This window comes from Mycobacterium sp. IDUB_19, assembly GCF_055419445.1.
This window is the reverse complement of the sequence record NZ_JBVAXR010000016.1, coordinates 1-25,410: the sequence shown is the minus strand read 5'-3', so window position 1 is coordinate 25,410 and position 25,410 is coordinate 1. Positions and strand designations below refer to the sequence as shown.

The 25,410-nt window shown below is 67.8% G+C and carries 18 protein-coding genes and 1 pseudogene; 12 read left to right on the top strand and 7 right to left on the bottom strand.

The genetic code is table 11. The features are described 5' to 3' along the window. Positions 1-122 precede the first annotated feature (122 nt). The 7 genes from trxA to ACZY0B_RS14730 form a co-directional block, all read right to left on the bottom strand. A complete protein-coding gene (trxA, locus tag ACZY0B_RS14760) occupies positions 123-476 on the bottom strand; it encodes a thioredoxin (RefSeq protein ID WP_463764874.1) in 354 nt (117 codons plus the stop codon). Next, positions 473-1,489 (bottom strand): thioredoxin-disulfide reductase, encoded by a 1,017-nt coding sequence (trxB, locus tag ACZY0B_RS14755; protein WP_463764873.1) that lies wholly within the window; start codon positions 1,487-1,489, stop codon positions 473-475. Before trxB ends, trxA begins: the two co-directional genes overlap by 4 nt. Positions 1,490-1,582: 93 nt before the next feature. Beyond that, complete coding sequence (locus tag ACZY0B_RS14750) at positions 1,583-2,359, bottom strand: hypothetical protein (RefSeq protein WP_463764872.1); 777 nt, start codon at positions 2,357-2,359, stop codon at positions 1,583-1,585. A gap of 58 nt (positions 2,360-2,417) precedes the next feature. After that, entirely contained in the window at positions 2,418-3,005 is a 588-nt protein-coding gene (sigM, locus tag ACZY0B_RS14745; protein ID WP_463764871.1) for an RNA polymerase sigma factor SigM, read from the bottom strand. Between the two features lie 61 nt (positions 3,006-3,066). Continuing rightward, positions 3,067-6,759, bottom strand: coding sequence for a lipid II flippase MurJ (locus ACZY0B_RS14740; RefSeq protein WP_463764870.1), 3,693 nt, complete (start codon positions 6,757-6,759; stop codon positions 3,067-3,069). Then, positions 6,756-9,152, bottom strand: coding sequence for a DUF6049 family protein (locus tag ACZY0B_RS14735; RefSeq protein ID WP_463764869.1), 2,397 nt, complete (start codon positions 9,150-9,152; stop codon positions 6,756-6,758). The genes ACZY0B_RS14740 and ACZY0B_RS14735 overlap by 4 nt, the downstream gene beginning before the upstream one ends. Continuing rightward, complete coding sequence (locus ACZY0B_RS14730) at positions 9,149-9,880, bottom strand: NUDIX hydrolase (RefSeq protein ID WP_463764867.1); 732 nt, start codon at positions 9,878-9,880, stop codon at positions 9,149-9,151. The genes ACZY0B_RS14735 and ACZY0B_RS14730 overlap by 4 nt, the downstream gene beginning before the upstream one ends. A 110-nt stretch (positions 9,881-9,990) precedes the next feature. Between ACZY0B_RS14730 and ACZY0B_RS14725 the strand changes: the two genes are divergently transcribed. The 12 genes and pseudogenes from ACZY0B_RS14725 to eccA all read left to right on the top strand — a co-directional run. Next, a complete protein-coding gene (locus ACZY0B_RS14725) occupies positions 9,991-11,433 on the top strand; it encodes a CCA tRNA nucleotidyltransferase (protein WP_463764866.1) in 1,443 nt (480 codons plus the stop codon). A 52-nt stretch (positions 11,434-11,485) separates the two neighbouring features. Beyond that, positions 11,486-12,364, top strand: a pseudogene (locus ACZY0B_RS14720) (serine/threonine-protein kinase); the annotation flags it as partial. A gap of 1,128 nt (positions 12,365-13,492) precedes the next feature. Further along, positions 13,493-15,595, top strand: a complete 2,103-nt coding sequence (locus ACZY0B_RS14715; protein WP_463764865.1) for a serine/threonine-protein kinase — start codon at positions 13,493-13,495, stop codon at positions 15,593-15,595. Positions 15,596-15,661: 66 nt separating this feature from the next. Beyond that, a complete protein-coding gene (locus ACZY0B_RS14710) occupies positions 15,662-16,171 on the top strand; it encodes a pullulanase (protein WP_463764864.1) in 510 nt (169 codons plus the stop codon). A gap of 142 nt (positions 16,172-16,313) precedes the next feature. Continuing rightward, a complete protein-coding gene (locus ACZY0B_RS14705; protein ID WP_463764863.1) occupies positions 16,314-16,637 on the top strand; it encodes a WXG100 family type VII secretion target in 324 nt (107 codons plus the stop codon). A 56-nt stretch (positions 16,638-16,693) separates the two neighbouring features. Next, positions 16,694-16,990 carry a WXG100 family type VII secretion target gene (locus tag ACZY0B_RS14700; protein WP_463764862.1) on the top strand — a complete coding sequence of 99 codons (297 nt, stop codon included), beginning with the start codon at positions 16,694-16,696 and terminating at the stop codon, positions 16,988-16,990. A gap of 60 nt (positions 16,991-17,050) precedes the next feature. After that, complete coding sequence (locus tag ACZY0B_RS14695) at positions 17,051-17,884, top strand: ESX secretion-associated protein EspG (RefSeq protein ID WP_463764860.1); 834 nt, start codon at positions 17,051-17,053, stop codon at positions 17,882-17,884. Between the two features lie 35 nt (positions 17,885-17,919). Then, positions 17,920-18,948 (top strand): MinD/ParA family ATP-binding protein, encoded by a 1,029-nt coding sequence (locus ACZY0B_RS14690; RefSeq protein ID WP_463764858.1) that lies wholly within the window; start codon positions 17,920-17,922, stop codon positions 18,946-18,948. After that, complete coding sequence (gene eccD / locus ACZY0B_RS14685) at positions 18,948-20,441, top strand: type VII secretion integral membrane protein EccD (RefSeq protein WP_463764857.1); 1,494 nt, start codon at positions 18,948-18,950, stop codon at positions 20,439-20,441. The genes ACZY0B_RS14690 and eccD overlap by 1 nt, the downstream gene beginning before the upstream one ends. A 5-nt stretch (positions 20,442-20,446) precedes the next feature. Further along, positions 20,447-22,096, top strand: coding sequence for a type VII secretion-associated serine protease mycosin (gene mycP / locus ACZY0B_RS14680; protein WP_463764951.1), 1,650 nt, complete (start codon positions 20,447-20,449; stop codon positions 22,094-22,096). Further along, positions 22,093-23,631, top strand: coding sequence for a type VII secretion protein EccE (gene eccE, locus ACZY0B_RS14675; RefSeq protein WP_463764856.1), 1,539 nt, complete (start codon positions 22,093-22,095; stop codon positions 23,629-23,631). Before mycP ends, eccE begins: the two co-directional genes overlap by 4 nt. Further along, positions 23,628-25,410: type VII secretion AAA-ATPase EccA (eccA, locus tag ACZY0B_RS14670; protein ID WP_463764855.1), on the top strand; the 1,783-nt coding region annotated here is incomplete at its 3' end. The genes eccE and eccA, both read left to right, overlap by 4 nt.

The following is a 25,410-nucleotide window of genomic DNA, read 5'->3' as shown; positions in this document are numbered from 1 at the left end:
CCTCCGGGACAAACTGACAGGCTCACAACCGCACTACAGTTAACCGGTATTGTCGCAGATCCTGCTCAATTTCGGGAAAACCCCAGGCTAAACGGCGGGGCATTGCCGCAAAGCAGATGCGGTCAGGCGAGGTTGGGAACCGCGTCGGAAAGCTCACGCAACAGCGCCGCCTTGCCCTTCGCGCCGACGATCCGCTTCACCGGCTGGCCGTCTTTGAACAGGATCATCGTGGGGATCGACACCACCTGGAAGTCGCGCGCCGTCTCCGGGTTTGCGTCGACGTCGAGCTTGGCGACGGTCAGTTGATCCGATCGCTCGGCCGCGATCTCCTCGAGAACGGGCGCGACCATCTTGCATGGTCCGCACCACGTCGCCCAGAAGTCAACCAGCACAGGCTTATCGCTGGACAACACGTCCGCGGAGAAGGACGCGTCAGAGACTTCCTTTGTGGCCCCGGCCTTTTCGGCATCGCTCATCGTGGTGCTCCAATCAAATCAGTATTGTCCGCATTACCAGTCGCCGTCTTTGTGCCGGCGGCTTCCGAATCTTCCTGATCCGCCAGCCAGCGCTCGGCGTCAATGGCGGCGGCACAGCCACTGCCCGCGGCGGTGACCGCTTGGCGGTACGTGTGGTCGACCAGATCACCGGACGCGAAGACGCCCTCCAGCGTGGTGCTTGTGGTGCGCCCCTTGACGAGCACGTAGCCTTCCGCGTCGAGGTCGATGGCGTCGCGCACCAGGGCCGATCGCGGTTCGTGACCGATCGCGACGAAGACACCTGTCACCGGCAGCGTGATTTCTTCGCCAGTTACGTTGTCGCGCAACCGCAATCCGGTCACCGTTGACTCGCCGTCCACCGCGACCACGGTCTGGTTGGTCATGAATTTGATCTTGTCGTTGGTGCGCGCGCGGTTGAGCATGATCTTCGACGCCCTGAACTCGTCGCGGCGGTGCACAAGGGTCACGCTACGGGCAAACCGGGTCAGGAACGTCGCCTCTTCCATCGCGGAGTCACCGCCGCCGATCACGGCGATGTCCTGGTCGCGGAAGAAGAACCCGTCGCAGGTGGCACATGCGCTCACCCCACGGCCCAGCAACTCCTGCTCGCCGGGCACCTGCAGATAACGTGCCGCGGCACCCATGGCCAAGATGACGGCCCGAGCCTTGAAGGTCTCCCCGTCGGCCGTGACGACCGACTTGATCGGGCCGTCCAGCGAAACCGACTCGACGTCTTCCATCCGCAGGTCCGCCCCGAAACGCAGCGCCTGCTCGCGCATCTGGTCCATCAGTTCCGGGCCGGTGATGCCGTCGCGGAAGCCGGGGTAGTTCTCCACCTCGGTCGTGGTCATCAGCGCACCACCGAACGACGTCCCTTCGAAGACCAGCGGTGCCAGCTGTGCGCGCGCCGTGTAGAGGGCTGCCGTGTACCCGGCCGGACCGGAACCGATGACGATGACGTCGTGGACTGTGTCATGAGCGGAGTCGGTCATACGAGCCTTTCAGATACAGATTTCTTCAATCGTGTCGAACGCCAGCGTAGGCGTGGGTGTTCCCGGTGGTGTCGCGAAACACGTGGCACCACCTTAAGGCCGCGGGACTTGGGTGCTGGCTAACAGCCCGGTGTCGGCGGCACTGCAGTTCAGCGCCACCGCAAAGACCGCCAGGTCGGCCGCGGTATCGGCGGGGAGTACCAGCAGCACACCGGGGCGGGCATTGATCTCGATCGGCCGCGCGCCGAGCACCTGCGTGGACGCGGGATAGCCGAGACCGCCGAGACAGGACGCGCGCCGGGACGGGTCACCGAGCGGGCCGTAATCGGGAGCACGGCCGAGCAGGCCGATGATTTCGGCCGCCGACAGCGGGATCGCCATGGGCGGCGTCGACACCGTGATGTGCTCGGCGGTCGTTGGTGTGCTCGGTGTCGGTGCGGGGGCGTTGAGCAGTGCGGCGGTGCCGAAGCCGATCGCGGCGAGCACCGCGCAGACCCCGGCCGCACCGGCGGCAACGCGGGTGGGGCGGATGCGCGGGCGTGCGGAGTGGGTGGCCACGCTCGGCGAGCCCTCCGGACCCGCCGCCCGCAGCGCCTCGGAGATCCGGGCGGTCACGTCGGCGGGTGGTTCGGGCGCTGATTCCGGATCGGCGCCGGCGCCCGCGACGTCGCGGCGCACCTGGTTCAAGGCTTGCAGGATCCCTGCGGCAGCCGGGTCTTCGCGAACTTGCCGGCGCAGCCGGGCGGCGGCGTCGTCGTCAAGCAGACCGGCCTGGAGGTCGGCGAGCGCTTCGACCGTCGGCGGCGGGACTGCTCCCGCATTCCGCTGATCCAGATCGTCGTCCGCCGGTTGGTTTTCCGCATCGCCCATCCGCCCCAGTGTCCGTCATGCCCCGATCGACGGTCACGCCCGGTCCGCACGAGCGGCGTCAACGCTGACCGGCGGGGTGGTCGGGTGTGGTGTGGGCGCCGGCATCCAGATAGCCGAGCAGCTGGGCGAGCCGCACCCGGGCACGGGCGCATCGGCTCTTGACCGTGCCCTCGGCGACGCCGAGCAGCGCGGCGGTGTCGGCGATCGAGTAGCCCTGCATGTCGACCGCGACAATCGTGGCGCGCTGCTCTAAGGGCAGCCGCATCAGTGCGTGTTGCACCAACATGGCGGTCTCCACCTGCGCGGTGCGATCAGCCACCGGGTAGACGTCCTCGAGCGGTGCGGTCCGGTGGGATTTGGTGCGCCGCAGCCGATCCAGGCAGGCGTTGACCACGATCCGGTGCAGCCAGCTGCCGACCGCGGCGTCGTACCGAAAAGTGCCGGCGCCCCGGTGCGCCGACAGCATGGCATCCTGCAGCGCGTCTTCCGCGTCCTCGGGACTGCGGGTGGTCAGCCGGGCCAGGCGGTGCAGCTGGCGTCGATGGCGTCCGAACAACTCGCCGAAGGCGTCGCGGTCGCCGGCGACGTGTGCGGCCAGCAGCTCGGCGTCACTGCGTTCCTGCTGGATGTACCCGCCGATGCCCACGGCCGGACACTAACCAATGGGGTGTCGTGCGGCACTTCACTCGTCGGCGTGGTTGTGAGTCTCAGGATGCGGCTCGAACGGTGATCTCGGACAAACCGGCCTGGCTCTTGCCGTTGGTGGTCCCCAACGTGGAGATCCAGATCAACAGGTTCGACGTCGGCGAGCCGGCCTTGACCGGGATGACGTTGTGGCCGGGTTTGAGCGTGAATGCCGGAGCCAGCACGGTGGTGTCGTCCAGCTTCGAGGGCGAGGCCGTGGACGCCGAGCGAATCTCGACCTTGGTGCCGGTGCTGGGCGTGTCGATGGTGACCTGGCCGACCACGGTGGGTTTCGGCAGCTGCAGTACCAACCCTTCGCCCTGCTTGAAACTGGGGAACGGGACGGCATCGGTGTAAACCTCGGTCGCCCAAGCGGTCGAGGGGTCGCCATCGATGGCCTGCCCGGCCGTACTCGCGTTGTCTGGATCCCCGTCGGGGGAGAAGACCGTGGCCCGAGTGGGTTTGACGATGCTGCCCGCCGGCGCGGGATTCGCCGACGCCGACGACGAGCTCGAGGAACCCGGGCCGTTGAGTCCGAGCTCGTCCTTGTTCAGGCCGCCGCCGACGTTGCCGAAGATCTTGCTCACGATCGAGGCCAGCACCAGCAACGCGACCACGATGACCGCGAGTGCCGCGGCGCCGCCGATCATCAGGTTGCGGCGTCGGCGCACGAACGCCGAGTGCTCCTCGCCCGTCGTGCGTGGGGTCGGAGGCGGCGGCGAGTCGTCGATCGGGCCCAGCACCTCGGTGCGGTCGGCTACTGCGGTGGCTTGTTGCAGGAGGTTCAAAAGCGTTGACGCACTGCGGATTCCGCCGTCTTCCTGTACCGCACGCACGGCAACCGCGGAGATTTGGAAGGGGATGTCGCGATCGATGGAGTTGGGTTCGACGGGCAGGCCGGACCCGTCCCGGTCAGCCGGCGCGAGCCCGCTGCGCACCCCGAACTCCGGCAGCGGCCACCGGTTGACCAGCAGGGCATACAGCGAGGCGCCGATGCCGCGGATGTCGTCCTCTGGGTTGGCGTCGGGCATGGTCGCCGGGTAGGCGAGCACGACGTCGCCTTCGATGCTGACCCGAACCCGACTGGGGTGATCGATCGACAGGGCGACCCCGGCGCGGTGGGCGGTGTCGGCGGCAGCGGCAAGCGACTGCATGGCCCGCACGGCGCCAACGGGTGAGGGGGCGGTGTCGGCCACCTCTTGGAGCGAGCCGCCGCGAATCCACTCCGCGACGACCAGGCCGCCGTGGTCGGAGCGGACGACGTCGAGCACGCGCGCGATGCCGGGCTTGTCGATCCGGCTGAGCCGCAGCGTGCGGGACAGGATCTCCTGCAGCACGTCCTCGGGCAGGGCCCCGTCCGGGTCGACGAAGGTGAGTGACACCTGGCGGTCCAGGGCGGTGTCGAGTGCCTGCCAGAACTGCAACGGCGGCGCGCCGCCGTGGAAAACCAGCAGCCGATAGCGGCCACCCGCGATGCGGGCGCCGGGGACCAGGTGCACATCGTCGCCCGATGATTCCGCAGCACGCTCGCGGGGAGCCTCGAATGGGATCGATCCGCGATCGGGCTCGCCGGCGAAACCGCCGTTGCGCTGCTCAAAGGGGGGTGGTCCCGGCGATTCGGGCTTCCGTTCGGCCGGAATGTCAGGCTGGAAGTCGTCGGCGGACGGCCGCGGTAGGTCACCGCCTGATCCCAAACTGGACCCAGGGCCGGATGCGGCGCTCTCCAAGGGGCGGTCGGTCACCTCCGGTCCTTTCGCTAGCTGGGCGTCGCCCGCTCGATCCGGAGGCCTGCGCTGGATCGGATCCTGGACCGCATTAACCCCTGGCGGGGACGAATTCCTCTGCTCAGGGTACGTGACAGCGCCCCGGTGAGACGATCCCCGTGCGATAGCCGCCGGGTGGGATCCCGGCGCCGCGCTCAGTCCGGCGCCGCCCCGGCCGATGCGGCGCCGGACTGCTGCCATCGCCGCCACCGCCTCGGGGACCTGCGCGCGCACCATGACCGTCACCATGATCGGCAGCATGATGCACGCCAGCACCAACAGTCTCAGCAGCGAACCGGCGGCGCCGCCGTGCGCGGTCAGCGCGGCCAGCCCCAGCAGCCGGTCGACCACGTGGGCGATCAGGCCGGCGAGCATCGACGCGACGACCGTCACCAGGACAGTGCGTATCTCCGCGAGCCCGACCAGCTGGCCGCCGGCCGGCAGCAAGGCGCGCCGCAGCAGGTAGTAGCCGACGAGCGCGCCGGTCAGGAACCCGAGCCCGTTGGCCAGCCCGAGAAACCCGGCCACCAGTTGCGGGTCGTGGGCGACGTGGGGCGCCAGCACCGAGCCCGCGATCTTGACGGCCGTGATGACGAGGATGATCACGATCGGCGTCCAGGGCTGCTCCCGTGCGTAGAACACACGCAGCTGCAAGAGCACCAGACCGTAGGGGAGCAATGTGAACGCCGACAACGCGATCGCGGCGCCCAGGTACCCGGCGTCGACCCCGCCGAAGTGGCCGTAGGCGAACAACGCGCTACCGATCGCGGGGCCGCCGACGGTCATGAACGCCACGATCGGAATCAGCGTGATCAACGTCAGCCGGGTGGCCAGCGACAGGTCGGCGAGCACGGCCTCGGTGTCGTTGGCCGCCGCGTTGCGGCTCAGCCGCGGCATCACCACGGTCAGCACCGTCACGCCGATCATGCCGAACGGCAGCATCAGCACCAGCCAGGTGTAGTTATAAATCGCGGGGCCGGAAGCCGCTGCGGTACTGGCGATTTGGTTTCCCACCACCAGGCCGAGCTGGCTGATCAGCACATAGAGCACCATCGCGGCGGCCATTGCGCCGAACCGCTTGAGCCGCTTGTCGATTCCCCACAGCGGGCGCAGGCTGATGCGCTCGCGGCGCAGGGCGATCAGCAGTATCGCGGTCTGTGCGTACACGCCCAACGTGGTGCCGATGCCGAGCACCAGCAGCTTGGCGTTGCCCATCCGGACGGGATCGACCGAAAGCTCCCCGGGGACGGCCAGATAGACCCCGAGGGTCACCAGCGCGACGACGTTGTTGACGACCGGAGCCCACGCCGTCGGCCCGAATACGTTGCGGGTGTTCAGGATTGCCATGAACACCGACGTGAGGCCGTAGGCGAGCACCTGCGGCAGCAGCAGGTAGGCGAACGCGGTGGTCAGCGGCTCGTTGACCTGCGGGCTGCGGCCCAGCATCAACCGGACCAGCATCGGCGCAGCCACCACCGACACCACGGTGGCGAATACCAGCAGCGTGCTGGTCACGGTGACCAGGCGCCGGACGAACGCGGCGCCGCCGTCGGGGTCGCTCTGCTCGGCGCGTGCCAGCACCGGCACGAAAATCGCGGTGAAGGTCGCTTCCAGCACCAGCGCGGCAACCAGGTTCGGCAGCTGGTTGGCCACCGAGAAGGCGCTGGACAGCGCCGCACCCAGAATCGCGGCCAGCAGCACGATCCGGGCGAAGCCGGTGATCCGGCTGACCAGCGTCGCGAACGCCATCGCCCACGACCGCGATACCAGCGCGGCGTCGGACAGTTCCACCCGCCGCGGGGGCAGGTCAGGGCCCGGGGGCCCCGAGGGGATCAGCCCCGTCGGCGGCGGAATCCGGCCCGGCGGCGGCGGCCCGGGCGGTCGCTGTGGCCGTGGCGGTTGTGATTGCTGCGGCGGTTGCTGGTGATGGGACCGCCGGTAGGCGGGTTTCATACTCGGTGCTCTTCGTCGACGCGATCGCCGACCTCATGCCCAGGATCGGCGGGATGGCGGTGCGGCGGATCGGGGCGGTCGAGGTCGGCGCGGTCGGGCTGGCCGCGGAACCGGTGCCACAGCCGGCGCCCGGCGAGCAGCACCAGCACCGCCGCCGCGGTCAGGGTGATCGCGAACAGCACCTTGCCGTAGGCGTTGGAGTGCACCGACATGCGCACCGGTTCGCCCAACCGGGTGCCGTCCGGGGTCCGCAGCGTGACGTCGATGGCCACCCGTTGGGTGAAGTTCACTTCGATCGGTACCCGCAGCGGCAGGTAGCCGGGCGGCAGTTCGATCTGCCCGACGTCGGTCACCGTCATCCCCGGCGGGGCGTCGACCTGCACGCGGACCTTGATCGGCACGGCCAGGCCGTTGTGCAGGGCTAACGGCAGGGGACTGTGTTCGGTGGCCAGGGTGTAGGAGCCGCCCGGGTTGACGATCGTCACCGCGCCGAACAAGTCGTTGATCGTGTTACCGACGACCGCAAGCCGCTGTTGGGCCAGGCCGTTGCGGGTGTCGGGCGGTTCCGATTGGCTCAGCGAGCGCAGCATGTCTTCGCGCAGCGGCGCGGTGTACTGAACGCCGGTCAGGCCGGTGCGCTCGTCGGTGCTCAACGCCGACGTCAGTTTCCAGAGCCGGCCGACTTGGCCGTTGATGTCGGCGGTGACGCTCTCGCCAAAGCGGCCCCGTTCCGGCCCGGAACCGCCCAGCGGCTCCGGCGGTTCGGTGCGGGCCGAGGCTTCGGCGATCACCGCCGCGAGCGGTCGGGGCACCCCCAAACCGGAGCGGATGGTGGTGGCCAGCGCCGTCAGGATGACCTGCGCGTCGTCGGCCTGCAGGTTCCACGTCGCCGGCGGGACCAGGATTTGCGTGCGCGGCGGCGCGTCTCGATCCAGCGCATGCCAGAACATCGAGCCCAGGGCGTCCTGACGCCGCGCCGTGTTCGAGTCGTGCGCGAGCCGAACCGTCAGTGAAGGGTCCAGATATGTGGGGACGCTGGGGCTGTTGCCCGCCCCGGCCAGTGCGGCCCCGACGGCCGGATCGAAGGGCGCTACCACCACCTGCGGGGACAGCCGCCGGGGTGCGGTGTCAACGCCCGGCCCGGACGACCCCTGCGAGTCCGGGGCACCCACGTCGCCGGCTGCGACCGCGACCGTGCTGTTGTTGGCGCTGAGCAGGTCGACCGCGCCGCCCGTCAACGGGCCGTCCGGCAGCAGCGTGGCACCGCGGGTGGAGGAGACGTCGAGGATGTGGTCGACGATGTCGCCGACGCTGGTGGTGGCGATCGCGCTGAGCCCCGGATCGTTGACGCGTTGCAAGGCGCCCAGGTCGGCTTGCGCATAGGGCAGCGGCGCGACGCAGGTGCGCTTGCCCAGCGCGCGTAACCGGTTCAGCCAGCCGGTTGCTGCGGTCTGCCCGGTGCCCGGGTGGGTCGGGGTGCCCGGCTGTTGCGCGGGACCGCCGGGGGAGTTGGACACGACGTAGCCGGCCGTCATCGCGTTGACGGTGACCAACAGGTCCGGGTCAACGGCCAGGCACAGTGCCCGCCCCACCGCGCCGTCGGGATCGACGTCATGGCTGGTCGCAACCTCGGCCGCGGACAGCAGGATGTCCAGACGGCCGCCGGTGGCCAACGAGGTGGCCAGGTCGTCGTCGACCAGCCGGACCGGGATGGTGCCGCCCGGTTGTCCCGGGGCCAACCGGGGCCGGTCGGCCAGCGGCCAGAGCATGGTGATCCACACGGGTTTCGAAGTGTCGGGCGCGACCGCGGATTCCAGGGCATCGGCGCGGTCCGGCGGCACCCCGATCACGGGCAGCAGGAACCGCGCATTGTCGAGCCGCGCGGGGGCGCCGTAGTCGGGTGTTCCGTTGACATTGACCAGGACGGGGTAAATCCCCGGCTGGTCGAAGCCCAACGACGGCTTGGCCAACGAGCGCAGCGGCGCCGACAGGGTGAAGCCGACTTCTTGCCCACGCTGCAGTTCGGGGGCCACCGTGAGGAAATCGGCGGCCGCCTGGTACTGGTCCGTGGCGCCGTCCAACGAGGTGCGCAGGACGGCGGACGCGTTGACCGCGGCGGCGTGTTCGAGTCGGACCATCACGTCGCGGACCGGGCGGTCACCGATGTTGGTCACCATTCCGCTGACCGTGACGACCGGCGGGCTCGTCGTGGTTACGACATCCGGCGTCACCTGGTCGATGCGGACGCGGAGAAACGGCGTCGCTCCGGGCTCGTCGGCCGCTGCGCGAGGCATGCCGACAGTCCCGGTGAGCACCACCGCAAAACCGGCCACGATGCCGACCACGACGGCAAGGCGCAACAAGCCGGCTCGGCAGAGTCGCGGTGCGGTCACGGCCCCGGCCCGTGACCGTTCTTACGACCGGGAGGTTTGTCGGAATGGCGGGTTCGGGAATGTGTCTGCGGGTTTCGCCGCGGCGCGCTGGGCGGCAACGGCGGCAGCGAGGCGGGACCGTCGCTCTGCAGCTTTCCGATCAATTCGTTGGCGACCTCGGCGAGGCGACGTTCGTCGGCGTAGGCCAGCCGGGACGGCAGCTCCTGCATCGGCACCCACGCCACCTCGGCGACTTCGAGGTCCTCGTCGGAGAGCTCGCCGCTGGAGAAGCGCATCAAATAGTGGTGCACCGTCTTGTGCACCCGCCGGCCGTCGGTGACGAACCAATAGTCGATGCGCCCCAGCGCAGCCAGCACGCTGCCGCGAATTCCAGTCTCCTCGGCCACCTCGCGAATGGCGGTCTGCTCGGCTGTCTCGCCGAGTTCGATGTGCCCTTTGGGCAGCGACCACAGCATCCGTCCGCGCCGGTCGATGCGCCCGATCAGGGCAGCGACCTGGGCGTCGCGCGGGCCGTCGATGCCGTCGATGACCAGCCCACCCGCGGAAGTTTCGTGCACGGTACGCAGCCGCTCCGGCACCCGCCGCGGTGCGCGCGGTCGGCGCCTGTTGCCCGCCGCCGAGTTGGCGGTCACTTTGGCATCGGCATCGTTCTCGGACGCACCGACACCGCCACGACCCCGACGGCGCCCCCGGCGTCGACGTGGTTTGGCTTGCTCGCCATCCGACACCCAAGCGATAGTAGCTGGCACGAGCTGGTCTTCCGGACATACTCGCCGCTGGTGCGGGCGCGGCGACGGCCCGCGTCGCCGCCGGAGCAACGCGACTACGCTCATCGAACGTGTCCCAAGCCGCCGACGATGTAGAGCTGCTGGCTTCGGCTGCGGTCGCCCTGAATCGTCACGCCGTGGTGCTGCGCGGACTGGGGTCCTTGTTCGAGGCCGCCGGGCACGGGCTGTATCTCGTCGGGGGTCCGGTGCGCGACGCATTGTTGGGCCGGCCGAGCCGGGATCTGGACTTCACCACCGACGCGCGCCCCGAGCAGGTGCAGCAGATCGTGCGGGGGTGGGCCGACGCGGTCTGGGATACCGGGATCGAGTTCGGCACGGTCGGCGTCGGCAAGGACGACTACCGGCTGGAGATCACCACGTTCCGCGCGGACCGCTATGACCAGGTGTCGCGCAATCCGGAGGTGAAGTTCGGCGATCGGCTCGACGACGACTTGGTGCGCCGGGATTTCACCGTGAACGCGATGGCCGTGCGCATCACGCCGGCCGGGGCGGGCGAATTCCTGGATCCCCTGGGCGGTTTGGCGGCGCTGCGGGCACGTGTGCTGGACACCCCGGCCGCGCCCTCGGTGTCCTTCGGTGACGACCCGCTGCGGATGCTGCGCGCGGCGCGGTTCGTCTCGCAGCTCGGCTTCGCCGTCGCCGCGCGGGTGCGGACGGCGATCGAGGAGATGGCCCCGCAGCTGGCCCGGATCAGTGCCGAACGGGTGGCCGCCGAGCTGGACAAGCTGCTGCTTGGCGCGGACCCGGTCGCCGGCATCGACGTGCTGGTGGAGAGCGGAATGGGTGAGATCGTGCTGCCCGAGGTCGGCGCCATGCAGATGGCCATCGACGAACACCATCAGCACAAGGACGTCTACCAGCACTCGCTGACCGTGTTGCGCCAGGCCGTTGCCCTGGAGGATGACGGCCCCGATCTGGTGCTGCGCTGGGCGGCGCTGCTGCACGACATCGGCAAGCCAGACACCAGACGCCACGAACCGAACGGCGGCGTGAGCTTCCATCACCATGAGGTCGTCGGCGCCAAGATGGTCCGGAAGCGGCTGCGCGCGCTCAAGTACTCCAAACACATGGTCGACGACATCTCCCAGTTGGTGTACCTGCATCTGCGGTTCCACGGCTACGGCGACGGAAAGTGGACCGACTCCGCGGTGCGCCGCTATGTCACCGACGCCGGGCCACTACTACCGCGGCTGCACAAGCTGGTGCGCGCCGACTGTACGACCCGCAACAAGCGCCGGGCCGCCCGGCTGCAGGCCAACTACGACCGCCTCGAGGCGCGCATCGCCGAGCTGGCCGCCCGGGAGGATCTGGCGCGGGTGCGCCCCGATCTGGACGGCAACCGGATCATGGAGCTGCTCGACATTCCGGCGGGGCCGCAGGTCGGCGAGGCGTGGCGGTTCTTGAAAGAGCTGCGGCTGGACCGCGGGCCGTTGACCGACGAGGACGCCACCGCGGAGCTGCTGGCCTGGTGGCAATCGCGGAGGAATGGGTAATCGTCCGCAGCATGGGCCATGGCGGGGCGGCGACGAGTTTTAGGATTTGCCCATGCCGTTAGGTGAGGGGGCGCGGTTCGCGGGCTACACCGTGGTGCGGTTGCTCGGAATTGGTGGCATGGGTGAGGTCTACGCGGTACGCCACCCTCGGTTGCCCCGCCTCGAGGCGCTGAAGATCTTGCGCACTGATGTCTCGGCGGATCCCGATTATCAGCTGCGATTCAACCGGGAGGCCGAACTGGCGGGCGGGCTATGGCATCCCCATATTGTCGGAGTACACGACCGCGGTGAGTTCGAAGGCCAGTTGTGGATCGCCATGGACTACGTCAACGGGCCCGACATCCGCGCGCTGATGGACCAGCAGTACCCGGGCGGAATGCCGGCGGGCGAAGTGGTGGCGATTGTGACCGCCGTGGGCGCGGCATTAGACCATGCGCATCACCGCGGCCTGCTGCACCGAGACGTCAAACCGGGCAACATCATGATCAGTCGGCCCGATGACGGTAGTCCGCCACGAATCATGTTGAGCGACTTCGGCATTGCGCGCCCTGTCGATGACACCACGGGCCTGACGGTGACCAACGCGACGGTCGGCACTGTCGACTACTGTGCCCCCGAACAGTTGTTAGGCCACCCACTCGACGGGCGCGCCGACCAATATGCACTGGCCGCCACCGCCTACTACTTGTTGACCGGCGCCAAGTTGTTTTCCAACGCCAGCCCGGTCGCGGTGATCAGCGCTCACCTGACCGCGCCGCCTCCGTTGCCCGGCCGACAGCGGCCCGATTTGGCAAGTGCTGATTCGGTTTTCGCGCGGGCGCTGGCGAAAAACCCGGCCGAACGCTTCGATCGCTGCAGCGACTTCGCCGCAGCCCTGGCCGGCCAGCTGCACCACGCGCCACCCGCCGAGCTCACTCGACCCGCTCCACCACCGCCGATGCCGATGCACCCGCCGCCGATGCACGTCCCGGCCGGGCCGCCACGACCGGCCGCGCCGGGCCCACCGCCCGCCGGCATCCCGCATGGTGTCCAGCAGCGTCGGCGCGGGGTGCGGGTCGCGGCATTGCTCACGGCAGCGATCGCCGCTGCCGCTGTCGTCGCCCTCATTGCCATCCCTCGACTGACCGATCATGGTCACGCGGCGGCCCAGACGGGCCCGCAGCAGCAAGAAGCGGCCCGGCTCGCCGGACAGCATTACCTCGAGGCGCTTGCTCGCGGCGACGCGGCGGGCGCGCTCGCATTGAGCGCAAACCCACCCGCGACAACGCAATTCGCGACAGGCGACGTGCTGCGTGCCCAGCTCGCAGCGACGCCCATCACGGATATCACCGCGACCGCCGCCCCGGTGCCCGCCGGCGACGACCCGCAGCAAGTGCAGTATCTGATGCTCTCCGCGAGGTTCGGCCAGACGCTGTCGCAGGCCCGCGTCGCCGTGCACCGCAACGGCGACGAATGGAAGCTCGACACCGCGACCGTGGCCGTCGACATCGGAACACCGGGAAGCAACGACGCGTCGCTCAAAGCGGTTGCGCTGTGGGGTGTCGCGACCGACGGGGTATCGCCGGTCGCGGTATTCCCGGGCGGACTGTCCGTGTCGTCCAGAAACCGCTTCGTCGACATCACGGCGCAGGCTCAGCCGGTGCTGCTCGATGCACTCGGCGGCGCCACCGACCGGCCCACCATCAAACCGGTGGTTGCGCTCAACGATGCGGGCAGCCAGGCCGCCAAGACGGCGCTCGACACGTGGACACATTACTGCTATCGCGGAGTCGAACCGCCGCCCGACTGCCCCCGATTGACGCCGGACAATCCCACGATAGCCGCCGACGGCCCAGGCGATTTCACCAAAACGACCTTCAACTTCGATGCCAACGCGATGGTCGTCGCGATTGGCGGCGGCATGGTCTATCAGGGTCACGCCGCTGGCGTCCCCGACTTCACGGTGACCCAGAACCTTGTCGGTACGGTCGACCTGACCAAGGATCCGCCGGTATTCGCCCGCACCGCCAGCCATGGATAAACACGCGCCGCATTCTTTGGACGAGCTTAAGATGCGCGCATGCCGTTAAGTGAGGGGGAGCAGTTCGCGGGCTACACCGTGGTGCGGCTGTTGGGTGCCGGCGGTATGGGTGAGGTGTACTTGGTACGCCACCCGCGGCTGCCGCGTTTCGAGGCCTTGAAGGTGTTGGGTGCCGAGGTGTCAGCGGATCCCGGTTATCAGCAACGGTTTAACCGCGAGGCCGAACTGGCCTCGGGGTTGTGGCATCCCCATATCGTCGGCGTGCAGGATCGCGGCGAGTTCGAAGGCCAGCTGTGGATCGCCATGGACTACGTCGACGGGACCGACCTCGGCGAGCTGATGGACCGGCAGTACCCGGGTGGGATGCCGGCCGCGGAAGTGGTGGCGGTGGTGACCGCAGTCGGCGCGGCCTTGGACCACGCGCATCACCGCGGCCTGCTGCATCGCGACGTCAAACCGGGCAACATCATGATCAGCCGTCCCGATGACGGCGGCCCACCACGGATTCTGCTGTGCGACTTCGGCATTGCCCGGCCCGTCGACGACACCACCGGTCTGACGGCGACCAATATGACGGTGGGCACCGTTTATTACTGTGCGCCCGAACAGTTGTCGGGTAGGCCACTCGATGGGCGCGCGGACCAATATGCGCTGGCCGCAACCGCCTACTATTTGCTCACCGGAGCCAAGTTGTTTCCTCATGTCAGCCCGGTGGCGGTGATCAACGCCCACCTGACTTTGCCAGCGCCGCTACTCGGCGGGTTGCGTCCCGATCTCGCCGGCGCCAATCCGGTTTTCGCGCGGGCGCTGGCGAAAAACCCCGCCGAACGGTTCGACCGTTGCGCCGACTTCGCCGCCGCGTTGGCCGCACATTTGCCGGATGTCCGCGCCGGGCACGCTCCGCCGCTTGGCCAGCCGACCCCGGCCCCAGCATCCGAACAAACGCTGCCCGTCGCCGCGGCGGCCGAGGCTACCCGACCGATCGCGCCGCCCCGCGGCGATGTCATGCCGCCCCGGGCCCATGTCATGGCGCCCGCTCCGGCGGGATACCCCGGTCCGCCAATGCCACCGCCTCCATGGGGCGCGTCGGCACCGTTCAATGCCGGTCCCGAACCGCCGCGCCGCCGCAAACGCCCTGTGGCGCTAGCACTTTCAGTGCTGGCCGTGCTGGCCGTGGTCGCCGGAGTGGGGATATTCGCGGCGAGCAAGATCATCGGCGGCGACGCGGCGAAGCGGGCCGAGCAGGACCGCGAGGCCGCCAGGCTGGCCGGGCAGCACTACCTGGAGGCGCTCGCGGTCGGCGACGCCCGCACCGGGGTGTCGCTGGGCGGAGACCAGCCCGCCACTCCACAGTTGCTCACCGACAAGGTGCTTCGTGCTCAACTCGCCACCACACCGATCACCGACATCAACGTCACCAACGATCCGACCCAGGAACCGAACACCCCACCCGACACCCAGCGCCTCATACTGTCCGCGAAATTCGGCGTCACGCCCACCCAGGTCGTTATCTGGGTACATAAGAAAGACGGCCAGTGGAAGCTCGACGCCACCACCGCCGCGATAGCCATCGATGATCCACCCAATGCGGTTGAAGCGATGAAAACCCTTGCGGTTTATGGCGCGGGGACGAACGGTTCCAATCCCATCGCGGTTTTTCCGGGCGTCGTTCAGGTCGGATCGACCAATCGCTATATCGATGTCACCTCGCCGCCGAAATCGGTGCTGCTCGAGGCGCTCACTGCCCCGGCGACCAACCGGCCGGTGATCCAGCCGACTGTCGCGCTCAACGATGTCGGGCGTCAGGCCGCCCTGGCCGCCGTGGACGGCAAGATCCACTTCTGCTACCGCGGGGTAGCCAAGCCGCCGGAGTGCTGTCCCAAAGAGGGTTGCCAACGCCCGCCACCAAAACCCGGCGTCGACTACGACAGCGAGAAAATCGAAGATATCGAGAGCACGCAAGACATGACCTACGATCTGGATCCCAATACCATGACGGTCCACGTGTCGGGAACTATCAACTATCGATCGGAAGTTCTCGTGTACTCGCAGCCACAGATTTTCCGGGACACCATGCGCGTCGTGGATAGTCATGTCGACCTAACCAAGGACCCACCGGTTTGGTTTCGCGCACCACAGTGACGCGGCCTGAACTGGTGGCGGCGATCGCCCGGGAACGGGCGGCGGTCAGAAGACGTCAGAAAAATCATGGACTACTGCATTGCGGGGGACGGTGGCGCCGCAGCCGTCTGGCACGGCCAACCCGACCTTGATCTCGACCACGACGGCCGCCTCGAATCGATCGGGCTGGACTTCGATCATGACGGAATGCGCGATGACGCGCTGGCGGACTTCGACGGCGACGGAGTGGTCGATCACGCCGTGCTCGACCTCGACAACGACGGCACGCCCGAGGCGTACTTCACCGACGACGGGTCGGGGACTTGGGCGGTAGCCGTTGACCGGGGCGGGGGACTGCGCTGGCGCGGGCTCGACGGCGTCGAGCACACCGGCGGTCCGTTGGTCGACTTCGACGGGCACGGCCGCCCGGACGACCGACTGGTGGATATCGATGGCAACGGGGTGGCCGACCGGGTGTTGTGCGCGGATCAGAACGGTGTGACCGGTTACGTGGATACCGACGGCGACGGCCGGTGGGACGTCCGATTATCCGATACCGACGGTGACGGCTCGGCCGACGGCGCCAGCACCCTTTGACATGGTGTTTTGCGGCTTTCGGGAATGGGTAAATCAACGCCTGTGCAGCAGGCCATAGAACTGAAGTGACAGACCCCGATCCCTGTCTACACTCTTACCCATATCCAGGTCGGGGAGCCTACGGAAATCAAGGGAGAAACACATGGCGGGGACCACGGTTGTCACACCGGAACTGCTACGCAGTTCGAAGCAACGGATTGAAACGCGGCTGCAAGAGGCGGCCGTAATCGCTAATCAGTATCTGAGCGGCCACGAGAACATCGTCAGCGCCACCGGGTGGGCCGGGCCGGCCGGGTCGACGTCGCTGAACACGGCGGGCCAAATCCAACACGACCTGCAGCAGATCATGGCCGGCGGTAACCGATTGGCGCACGGCCTCGGCCAGTCGGCGACGCTGATGGAACACCACGAGGCGGATTCCTCACATAGCTTCAACGGCGTGTTCGGCGGCGGACAGTCCACCTAAGTCGGCATTCCGCCAATCCCAAAAGCCAAGCTTGTTTAACTTAAGGAACTACGAACATGTCAGATCAGATTGTTTACAACCACGCCGCCGTCAGCGGCCTTTCCGGTGACATCGCCACGCAGGCCGCGCAGCTGATGGAGATTCACGACGACGTTCTTCACATCACTCAGTCGTTGGCGGAGTTCTTCCAGGGCCACGGCGCCACGGCCTTCTTCGACGCACAACAGCAGATGCTGCACGGGCTGCAGGACATGATCCAGACTGTCAGCCTGCATGGGCACACCGTGAACACCGTGCATGACAACGCGATCAATGCGGACACCCAGATCGGCGCCTTCTTTCACGGCGCGTAGTCCCGGCTTGGCGGGGCGCACGCAAGCGTGCGCCCCGCACTTGGCTTTTGAGGGAAGACCGTGTTAACCACTTCACTGGACGGCCTGTGGGTCCTTCAGGTACTCACGGGCATCGAGGTCCTGGCTCCCGAAATGGGGCTACGACCCCACTTGCCCAGCGTTGAGCCCAAGCACAAGGCGCTGCAACACCCGGCGACCGCCGAACTGCGGGCGGCCGGGGCTATCGATGAGACGGGCTCCGTCGACGGCGCGATCGTCGAGTGGCTGACCGTGCTGTCGCGCCGCGACATCGGGCTGATGATGCACTTCCGGCTGCCCGATGACGGCGAACCCGCGCGAGCGCTGTTGGCCAGGTTCGCGCACTGGTGGGTCGCCATCGAACGATCGGGAGACCTGGTCCGGATCAGCGGGGCCGGCATCGCGAACAACGAGGGCACGGCCAGCGCAGCCCTCAACTCGCAGATCGAGCGTCTTTGCGGCGCAAGCGATCCCGCGCCTTTGCGGCCGGTCACGCTGGATGCGGATGCCATGCGTGCTGCTGCCACCGATGAGGCAGCCTTGCACGAATTCCTCGGCAACCAGGGCCTCGAAGCCGATCAGGTGCACTTGTTGAAACTAGCGACCGACCCAGGCCGATCGGCGCAGGCCTCGATCGTCGCGATCCAGTCCGGGGTGGACAGCGGTGGGCCCATGCGGACCTACGTCGAACAGGGCGCGGTGACGATCATCGATACCCCCGAAGGGCGCCTGGTCGCCGAACACGTTCCCTCCGGCGCCAAGAAGTGGATGATCATCGCCCCGGGAACCAAGAACAACATCGGTTCTGCGATCAACCATATGGTGCGCCGGCTACCTGCCCACCAAGAATGGCATTCGTACCGAAAAGTCGTGTAGTCGAAGGGTAGTGCGAAAATGATAGCATCGGCATCGTGACAAATCCGTGGACGGGCTCATCCAATTCGCCGGAACAAGGCGGGCCGACCAGGCGAGAAGCGCCCGCCGCGCGCTACCAGAATCAAGACTCAGTATCCGGAACATTACGCATTTCCGATATGGTCGCGCCGCGCAAAATTCCACCGGGCGGAGGTTGGCGTAAATTCCTCTACCAGGTGACGGGCCATGCCATTAATTTCGGTGAATCGCCGTCCGAACGGCATTATCGAGAATTGCAGGAGCGGATTCGGCGCCATATCCGGAAGCAGTACGTCGTCGGGGTCATCTCCGGCAAGGGCGGCGTCGGCAAAACGACGATGACCGCATGCATCGGTGCGGTGTTCCGGGAATGCCGGCCCGAGAATGTCGTCGCGATCGATGCCGCTCCCGGCTTTGGCACGTTGGCCGGCCGGATCGACGAATCACCGCCGGGCGACTACGCGGCGGTGCTCAACGACACCGATGTCCAGGGCTACGCGGATATCCGGGAACACTTGGGGCAGAACAGCCTTGGCCTTGATGTACTGGCCGGCAACCGAGCGTCGGATCAGCCGCGGCCGCTGGTCGCTTCGATGTTCTCCGGGGTGCTGTCGCGGCTGCGCCGCACCCACACCGTCATCGTGGTGGATACCTCCGACGACCTCGAGCACCCCGTGATGAAGGCGGTGCTCGACGCGTGCGACACCCTGGTGTTCGTCTCCGGCCTCACCGCCGACACCTCGCTCCCGGTGACCCGTGCGATCGACCTGCTGCGCTCGATGGGCTATCACGAGTTGGTGTCTCGCAGCATGGTCATCCTGAACGATAGTCGCGATAAGTACGATGCCGAGGCGCGTACCTATCTCACTGAGCGTTTCGCGCAATCGGGTGCGACGGTCGAGTTCATGCCGTATGACCCTTTTCTCGCCAAGGGCGGGATAATCGATACGCAGCACGAGTTGAAGAAGAAGACCCGGCTGCGCATATTCGAAATCACCGCGGCATTGGCTGACAAATACATTCCAGATGCCGACAGGCCGCGCTAATGGCCCCGTACCAGGGTAAGGTTTCGTTTCCAGCCCGATGTGCGGTTGCAGTCGTATGTGGAGAACACCTGGTTTCCCAGGTGTATCCCGCCTCGGTGCCTATCGAGGCCTTCATCGACAACGTCGTGGAGTTGCTCAACGAGGAACTCAAACGCCGGGGCTTCACCGGACTCGAGCCCGGTATCGGGTACGAACTGCAGAAGGCCAACGGGGTGCGGTTGGACGTCACCAAGACGTTTGACGAACTCGGCGTCGAAGACGGCGCCACCCTCACGCTGGTTCCCGCGGTAGCGGGTGAATCATTCGAGCCGCAGTACGAGTCATTATCCACCGGCCTGGCTCGGGTCGGGAAGGCGTTGTTCGAGCCGGTAACCCTGAGGACCGCTGCCCGCACCGCGCTGGTCATCCTGGCGATGGTCTCGCTGACGCTGCTGGGACTGGCTGTGCGCCAGCGCTTCTCGACCGACTCCTTGATCCCCGCCATCGTGACCGGCGTGGCCGGTCTGCTGATCGCCGGTGGCGCGGCCACGGTATGGCGGTGGTGGCCGGGTCGCGTCGACATGGTCGACGGACTCGGCTGGATCGCGTTGCCGTTGATCACGGTGAGCCTCGCGGGCGGCGCTCCCGGCCCCCTCGGGGCTGCGCATGCGTTTATCGCCGCCCTGGCCGGTGCGGTGCTGACGTGCGGAATTGCTTCTGCCACCGGGCGTCACGCCAATGTGGCCGCGACCGCGGTGACCGTACTGGGACTCGCCGGCGCCGCCGCCGCCGCCCGGATGTGGTGGCCGGTTCCCGTGCAATGGCTGGGGATGTGCACCCTTGTCGCCCTGCTACTGCTGCTGACGATGTCCCCGACGATCGCGCTGTGGGTCGCGAGGATCCGGCCGCCGTACTTCGGGTCGATCACCGGGCGCGATCTGTTCCGCCGTAGCGCCGGCCTGCCGGCCGACGCGGTATCGCCCGTCGAAGAGGGTGCCGAGGAGGAAGCGAATTCGGACACCACGCCCCGCGGTGCGCAGATCGCGCTGGCCGCCGTCCATGCCAACAACGTCCTGACCGGAATCTGCGTGGGAGCCGGGCTGACGCTTCCTGTCGCGGCGTGGGCCACCCTGATGCCGGGCCATGAGCGGAGCGTTCCGGCCGCCGCGCTCGCCGGACTTTTCGTGGTGATCTTCATCAGCCGCGGGCGGGCGTTCGCCGACAAACGACAGGCGATCGCGCTGGTATGCGGAGCCGCCGCGGCACTGTGCGTTGGTGTCGTCAAATACGTTGTGCACGAGCCGACTTCGTCGGGCTACGGCGTGCTGTGGGGGGCGCTGGTGTTGGCCGCCTTCGGCGGCGCGGGCCTGCTGGCTGCGCTGCTGGTGCCGATCACCAGGTTCACTCCGCTGGTGCGCATGACCGCCGAATGGGTGGAGATAGCAGCAATCATCGCGGCCCTGCCGCTGGCCGCATGGATCGGCGGATTGTTCACCTGGGTGCGCATGCGATGACCCGGATGGTGCTCACCGCTCGCGCAGTGACCCAGCGGGTCGCCGCCACGGCGCTGACGAGCCTGCTCGTTGCCTTGATCGCGGGACTTCCTGCGGCACAGTCGATTCCACCGCCGGTCGTCGATCCCGGCCGGGTACCGGTCGACGGCAAGCCGGCCTCCGATCAGCCGATGCGGCAGAGCTTTGCCTGCGCGCGAACGATTACTGTCGCCGATCCGAACGTCGCCCTGCCCGCGCCCGGCTTCACGATGCTCACCGTCAGCAAGGCCTGGCAGTACTCGACCGGCAACGGGGTGCCGGTCGCAGTCATCGACACCGGCATCAATCCCAGCCGGCGGCTGCCGGTGGTGCCGGGCGGCGATTACATCATGGGCGGTGACGGTCTCAGCGACTGCGACGCGCACGGAACCGTCGTGGCGTCGCTGATCGGCGCTGCACCGCAGGGAATTCCAATGCCCGCGCCGATGCCGAGCGCCCCGGCATTTCCACCGCCGGCGGGGCCGCCACCGACCGATGCCGGTGCACCGCCGCCCGGTGGACCACCGCCGCCACCCGCACCTCCGCCGCCGCCCTCGCCGGTGACGATCACGCAAACCGTGGCGCCGCCGCCACCACCGCCGCCGCCCGACGCGCCGTCGAACGGGCCCGGGGACCCTGCGCCTGGCCAGCCCGACGATCCCGAGGTGCCGCCACCGCCCCCGGGCGCGCCCGACGGAGTCGCCGGAGTCGCGCCCCACGCGGTCATCATCTCGATCCGCCAGTCCTCGCGGGCGTTCGAGCCGGTGAATCCCGGCGGCGGCGACTTTGAGGGCCGCAAGAAAGCCGGCACCATCGCGACACTGGCCAGCGCCATCGTGCACGCCGCGAACATGGGCGCCAAGGTGATCAATATCAGTGTGACAGCGTGCGTTTCGGCTGCCGACCCGCTGGATCAGGGCGCCATCGGCGCTGCCGTCTGGTACGCCGCCACGGTGAAAGATGCTGTCATCGTCGCCGCGGCAGGCAATGACAGCGAAGACGGCTGCGCCCAAAACCCGTCATTCGACCCCCTCAACGCGTCCGACCCGCGCGACTGGCACCAAGTCAAGACGGTGTCGTCGCCGTCCTGGTTCTCCGATTACGTCTTGTCGGTGGGAGCGGTCGACAACACCGGAGCACCGATCAACAAGAGCTTGGCCGGACCCTGGGTGGCCGCAGCGGCACCGGGCGTCGGAATCATGGGACTGTCCCCGGAAACCGGGGGGCCGGCGAATGCCTACCCGCCGATCCGCCCGGGCGAGAAGAACATGCCGTTCTGGGGAACCAGCTTTTCCGCGGCGTACGTCAGCGGGGTGGCCGCGCTGGTGCGAGCCAAATACCCGGGACTGTCCGCGCACCAGATCATCAACCGGATTCTGCAGACCGCGCACAACCCACCACGCGGAGTCGACAACCAGGTTGGTTACGGCGTCGTCGACCCGGTCGCCGCGCTGACCTTCGATGTGCCTGCAGGCGACCGACTTCCACCCGCGGCCGCCAGCCGCATCGTCCACCCGGCCCCGCCGCCGCCACCACCGGATCACCGCGCCCGCACTGTAGCGCTGGTATTCGCCGGCGTCGTGTTGGCCGCCATCGCGGTGGTCTCGCTGATCGTTCGAGCACGGCGCGAGCGATGACAGCCGCGACGAAGCTGACGATCATCGTCGCCATCTTTGTTGCCGCCGTCGCCGGCTGGGCAGTCGGCGGATACCCCGGCTCGGCAGCAGGTTTGGTGATCGGAATCGCCGTCGGCGTCATCCGATGGCGGGGTCAGCCGCTGTGGTCCTGGCTGATCCTGTGGTTGCGGCGCCGTCGGCCGATCTGGTGGAGCGAGCCGCTCACCGTCGCCAATGACCGTGCCGGCGGCGGCATCCGGTACCAGGACGGCGTCGCGGTTGCCGCGGTCCAGCTGCTCGGGAAGGCGCATACGCCAACGCTGTTCACCGGGTCGACCGCGACGTACACCGACAACTCCTTCGACGTCACCGAGCTGCTGCCGCTGCTGCACCAGAGCCTCGGCCTCACCCTGGAATCGCTCAGCGTCGTCACGGCCGGGGCGCGCCGGCGCAGCACCGGCGACTACCCGCGGGTGTATGACACGTTGATCGGCACACCGCCCTATGCCGGGCAGCGCGAAACTTGGCTCATCGTGCGGATTTCCGCCCTGGACAATGTCGAGGCGCTGCGCGGGCGCACCTCGGTCGGCACCGCGACGCTCGCGGCAGCCCAGCGGATCAGTGCGGCCATGCGCCAACACGGCATCCGTGCCAAGGTCGCGACGGCCACCGACATCGTCGAGATGGAGCGGCGATTGGGCCGCTCCGCGCTGGATGTCTCGAATAGGCGCTGGCGGTCGGTGCGCGGCGACAGCGGTTGGTTGACGACCTACTGGTACCGGCCCGGCGACATCACGTCGGAGAGGCTGGCGGAAGCGTGGTCGGCACGGGTGGACGGGATCGTGCAGAACGTCACGCTTTTCAGTGACGGCACCGCCACCGCCACCGTGACCGTGCGCAGCGCTCAACCACCGACGGCGTCGTTGAGCATGCGGTTGCGGACCCTGCGGGGCGAGCAGGCGCACGCCGTCGCGGCCAATCTGTGTGGTCCGCTGCCGGCGCTGCGCGGAATACGCCGCGGTGTGCTGCACGGGCCGCTCGTAGTCCCGATCGGACCGTCGGGTGTGCTGCTCGGCAAGGTCACCGGCGGGAATCGGATGCTGCTGCCGCTCGATGACGCGGGGGAGTTCAGCCGGGTGCACATCGCCGCGGAGGACGCGCTGGCCAAGCGGTTCATCATCCGCCTGGCCGGTGCCGGCGAGCGGATCACGGTGCACACTCGAAACATGCAGCGGTGGGCCAGTGTTCGGATGCCTGACGTCGCCGTGACCGATCAGGCGAAGCCGGTGTCGGGCACCACGGTGAGCGTCGTGGACGGGAGCATGTCGCCGGCGCCGCGACCGAGCACCCTGATTTCGGTAGGAGGACCGGGCGAGCCGTACCGGGGGGCCGCCAACGTGCTGATCACCCAGATTGGTCCCGCGACGGTGGACGTGACGGCGGCCGGTCACCTGCACTCGGTCGAGGTGGAGTTGTTCCGCGCCGAGAATAGGTACGTATCGTCGGAACCAATGGCCTTGCGAACCCCTGATCTCGAAGCGGTGGACACCCCATGACCAGCAGCACCACGCCGGCTGCCGCGCGCAAGTATTTCGATGCGGCGATGGCGCTGCTCGACAGCGATGTCGCCGGAGCAGCGGCACGGTTCCGGGAAGCAACCGAGGTCGACCCGTCAATGGCCGACGCCTGGCTGGGCCGGATCGCCGCGGGTGACGAAGCGTTGTCGACGGTCGAGCAGCTCTACACCTACGGGACCCGGTTGCATCGGGAGACCAACCGGATAGGCGCACGCTTGTCCGCCCCGATAAAGGCCGGGCCGTATCTGTCGATTTCGGTGACCGAGGCCTCGCATGCCGGCCTGGCACTGGCGAGCGCCCTGATCGACGATCGCCAGTATGAGAAAGCCGAAGCGTTGCTTGCGGATTCGACGCTGCTCGACACCTGGGAGAACCACCAGTGGAAGCAGTACGTCGAGTCCTATCTGATGTTCGCCACGCAACGCTGGCCGGACGTCATCTCGGTGGCGGCGGCCATCCTGCCGCCGCAGGCCATCATCATGTCGGCGGTCACCGCGGCCACCTGCACGCTGGCCGCGCATGCCGCGGCTCACCTGGGTCAGGCCCGGGTCGCGCTGGAGTGGACCGACCGGGTCGAGTTGCGCGCCGGATTCGGCGGGCCGACCGAGACGCGACGTTCCCATCTCGAAACCGCGGTCACCGCAATCGATCCCACCGACTTCCCGCTGATCGCCGCCGACCTTGCCTACGTGCGCGGGATGGCGCATCGCCAGCTCGGAGAGGAGCCCAAGGCGCAGGTCTGGTTGTCCAAAGCGACGATCAACGGCGCCTTGATCGAGCCTGCCAAGCAAGCGCTGGCCGACCCCGCGCTGCAGCTGGTCATCACCGATGAGGACGCCATCAGTTCCCGCTCCAACAAGTGGGATGTCACCACCGAGCTGTCGGAACAGCAGCGGCAGGAGGAGGAGCACCAAGAGCGTCGCACCGAACTCCTGCAGGAGGGTCGCGCGCTACTCGACAACCAAGTCGGGCTGGCCGATGTCAAACGTGCGGTCGCCGAACTGGAAGACCAGATCGAGGTCCGCGCGCTGCGTCTGGCCGCGGGGCTGCCGGTCGCCAACCAGACCAACCACATGCTGTTGGTCGGACCGCCGGGGACAGGTAAGACCACCACCGCCGAGGCGCTCGGAAAGATCTACGCCGGGCTGGGCATCGTGCGTCATCCGGAGATCGTCGAAGTCAAGCGGGCCGATTTCTGCGGGGAGCACATTGGTGCGTCGGGACCGAAGACCAACGAGCTGATCAACCGGTCGCTGGGTCGCATCCTGTTCATGGATGAGTTCTACTCGCTGGTGGAACGGCACCAGGATGGCCGGCCAGACATGATCGGCATGGAGGCGGTCAATCAGCTGCTGGTGGCACTCGAGGTGCACCGGTTCGACTTCTGCTTCATCGGTGCGGGATACGAGAAGGAAGTCGACGAGTTCCTCACCGTGAACCCGGGTTTGGCGGGCCGGTTCAACCGCAAATTGCGGTTCGAGTCCTACACACCCGACGAGCTGGTGGAAATCGCGATCCGCTACGGCAAACCGCGCGCCACGGTTCTCGATCCCGCTACGGCCGAGGCACTAAACGCCGCATGTGCGACGTTGCGCGGCTACCGCGCTCCCGATGGCCAGCATGGCATCGATGTCATGCATAACGGCCGATTCGCGCGCAATGTCGTTGAGCGCGCGGAGCGGTTGCGGGACTCGCGGGTGGCCGCACAGCATCGCGTCGATAAAGGGTCGGTGACGGTGGAGGATCTGCAGACGCTAC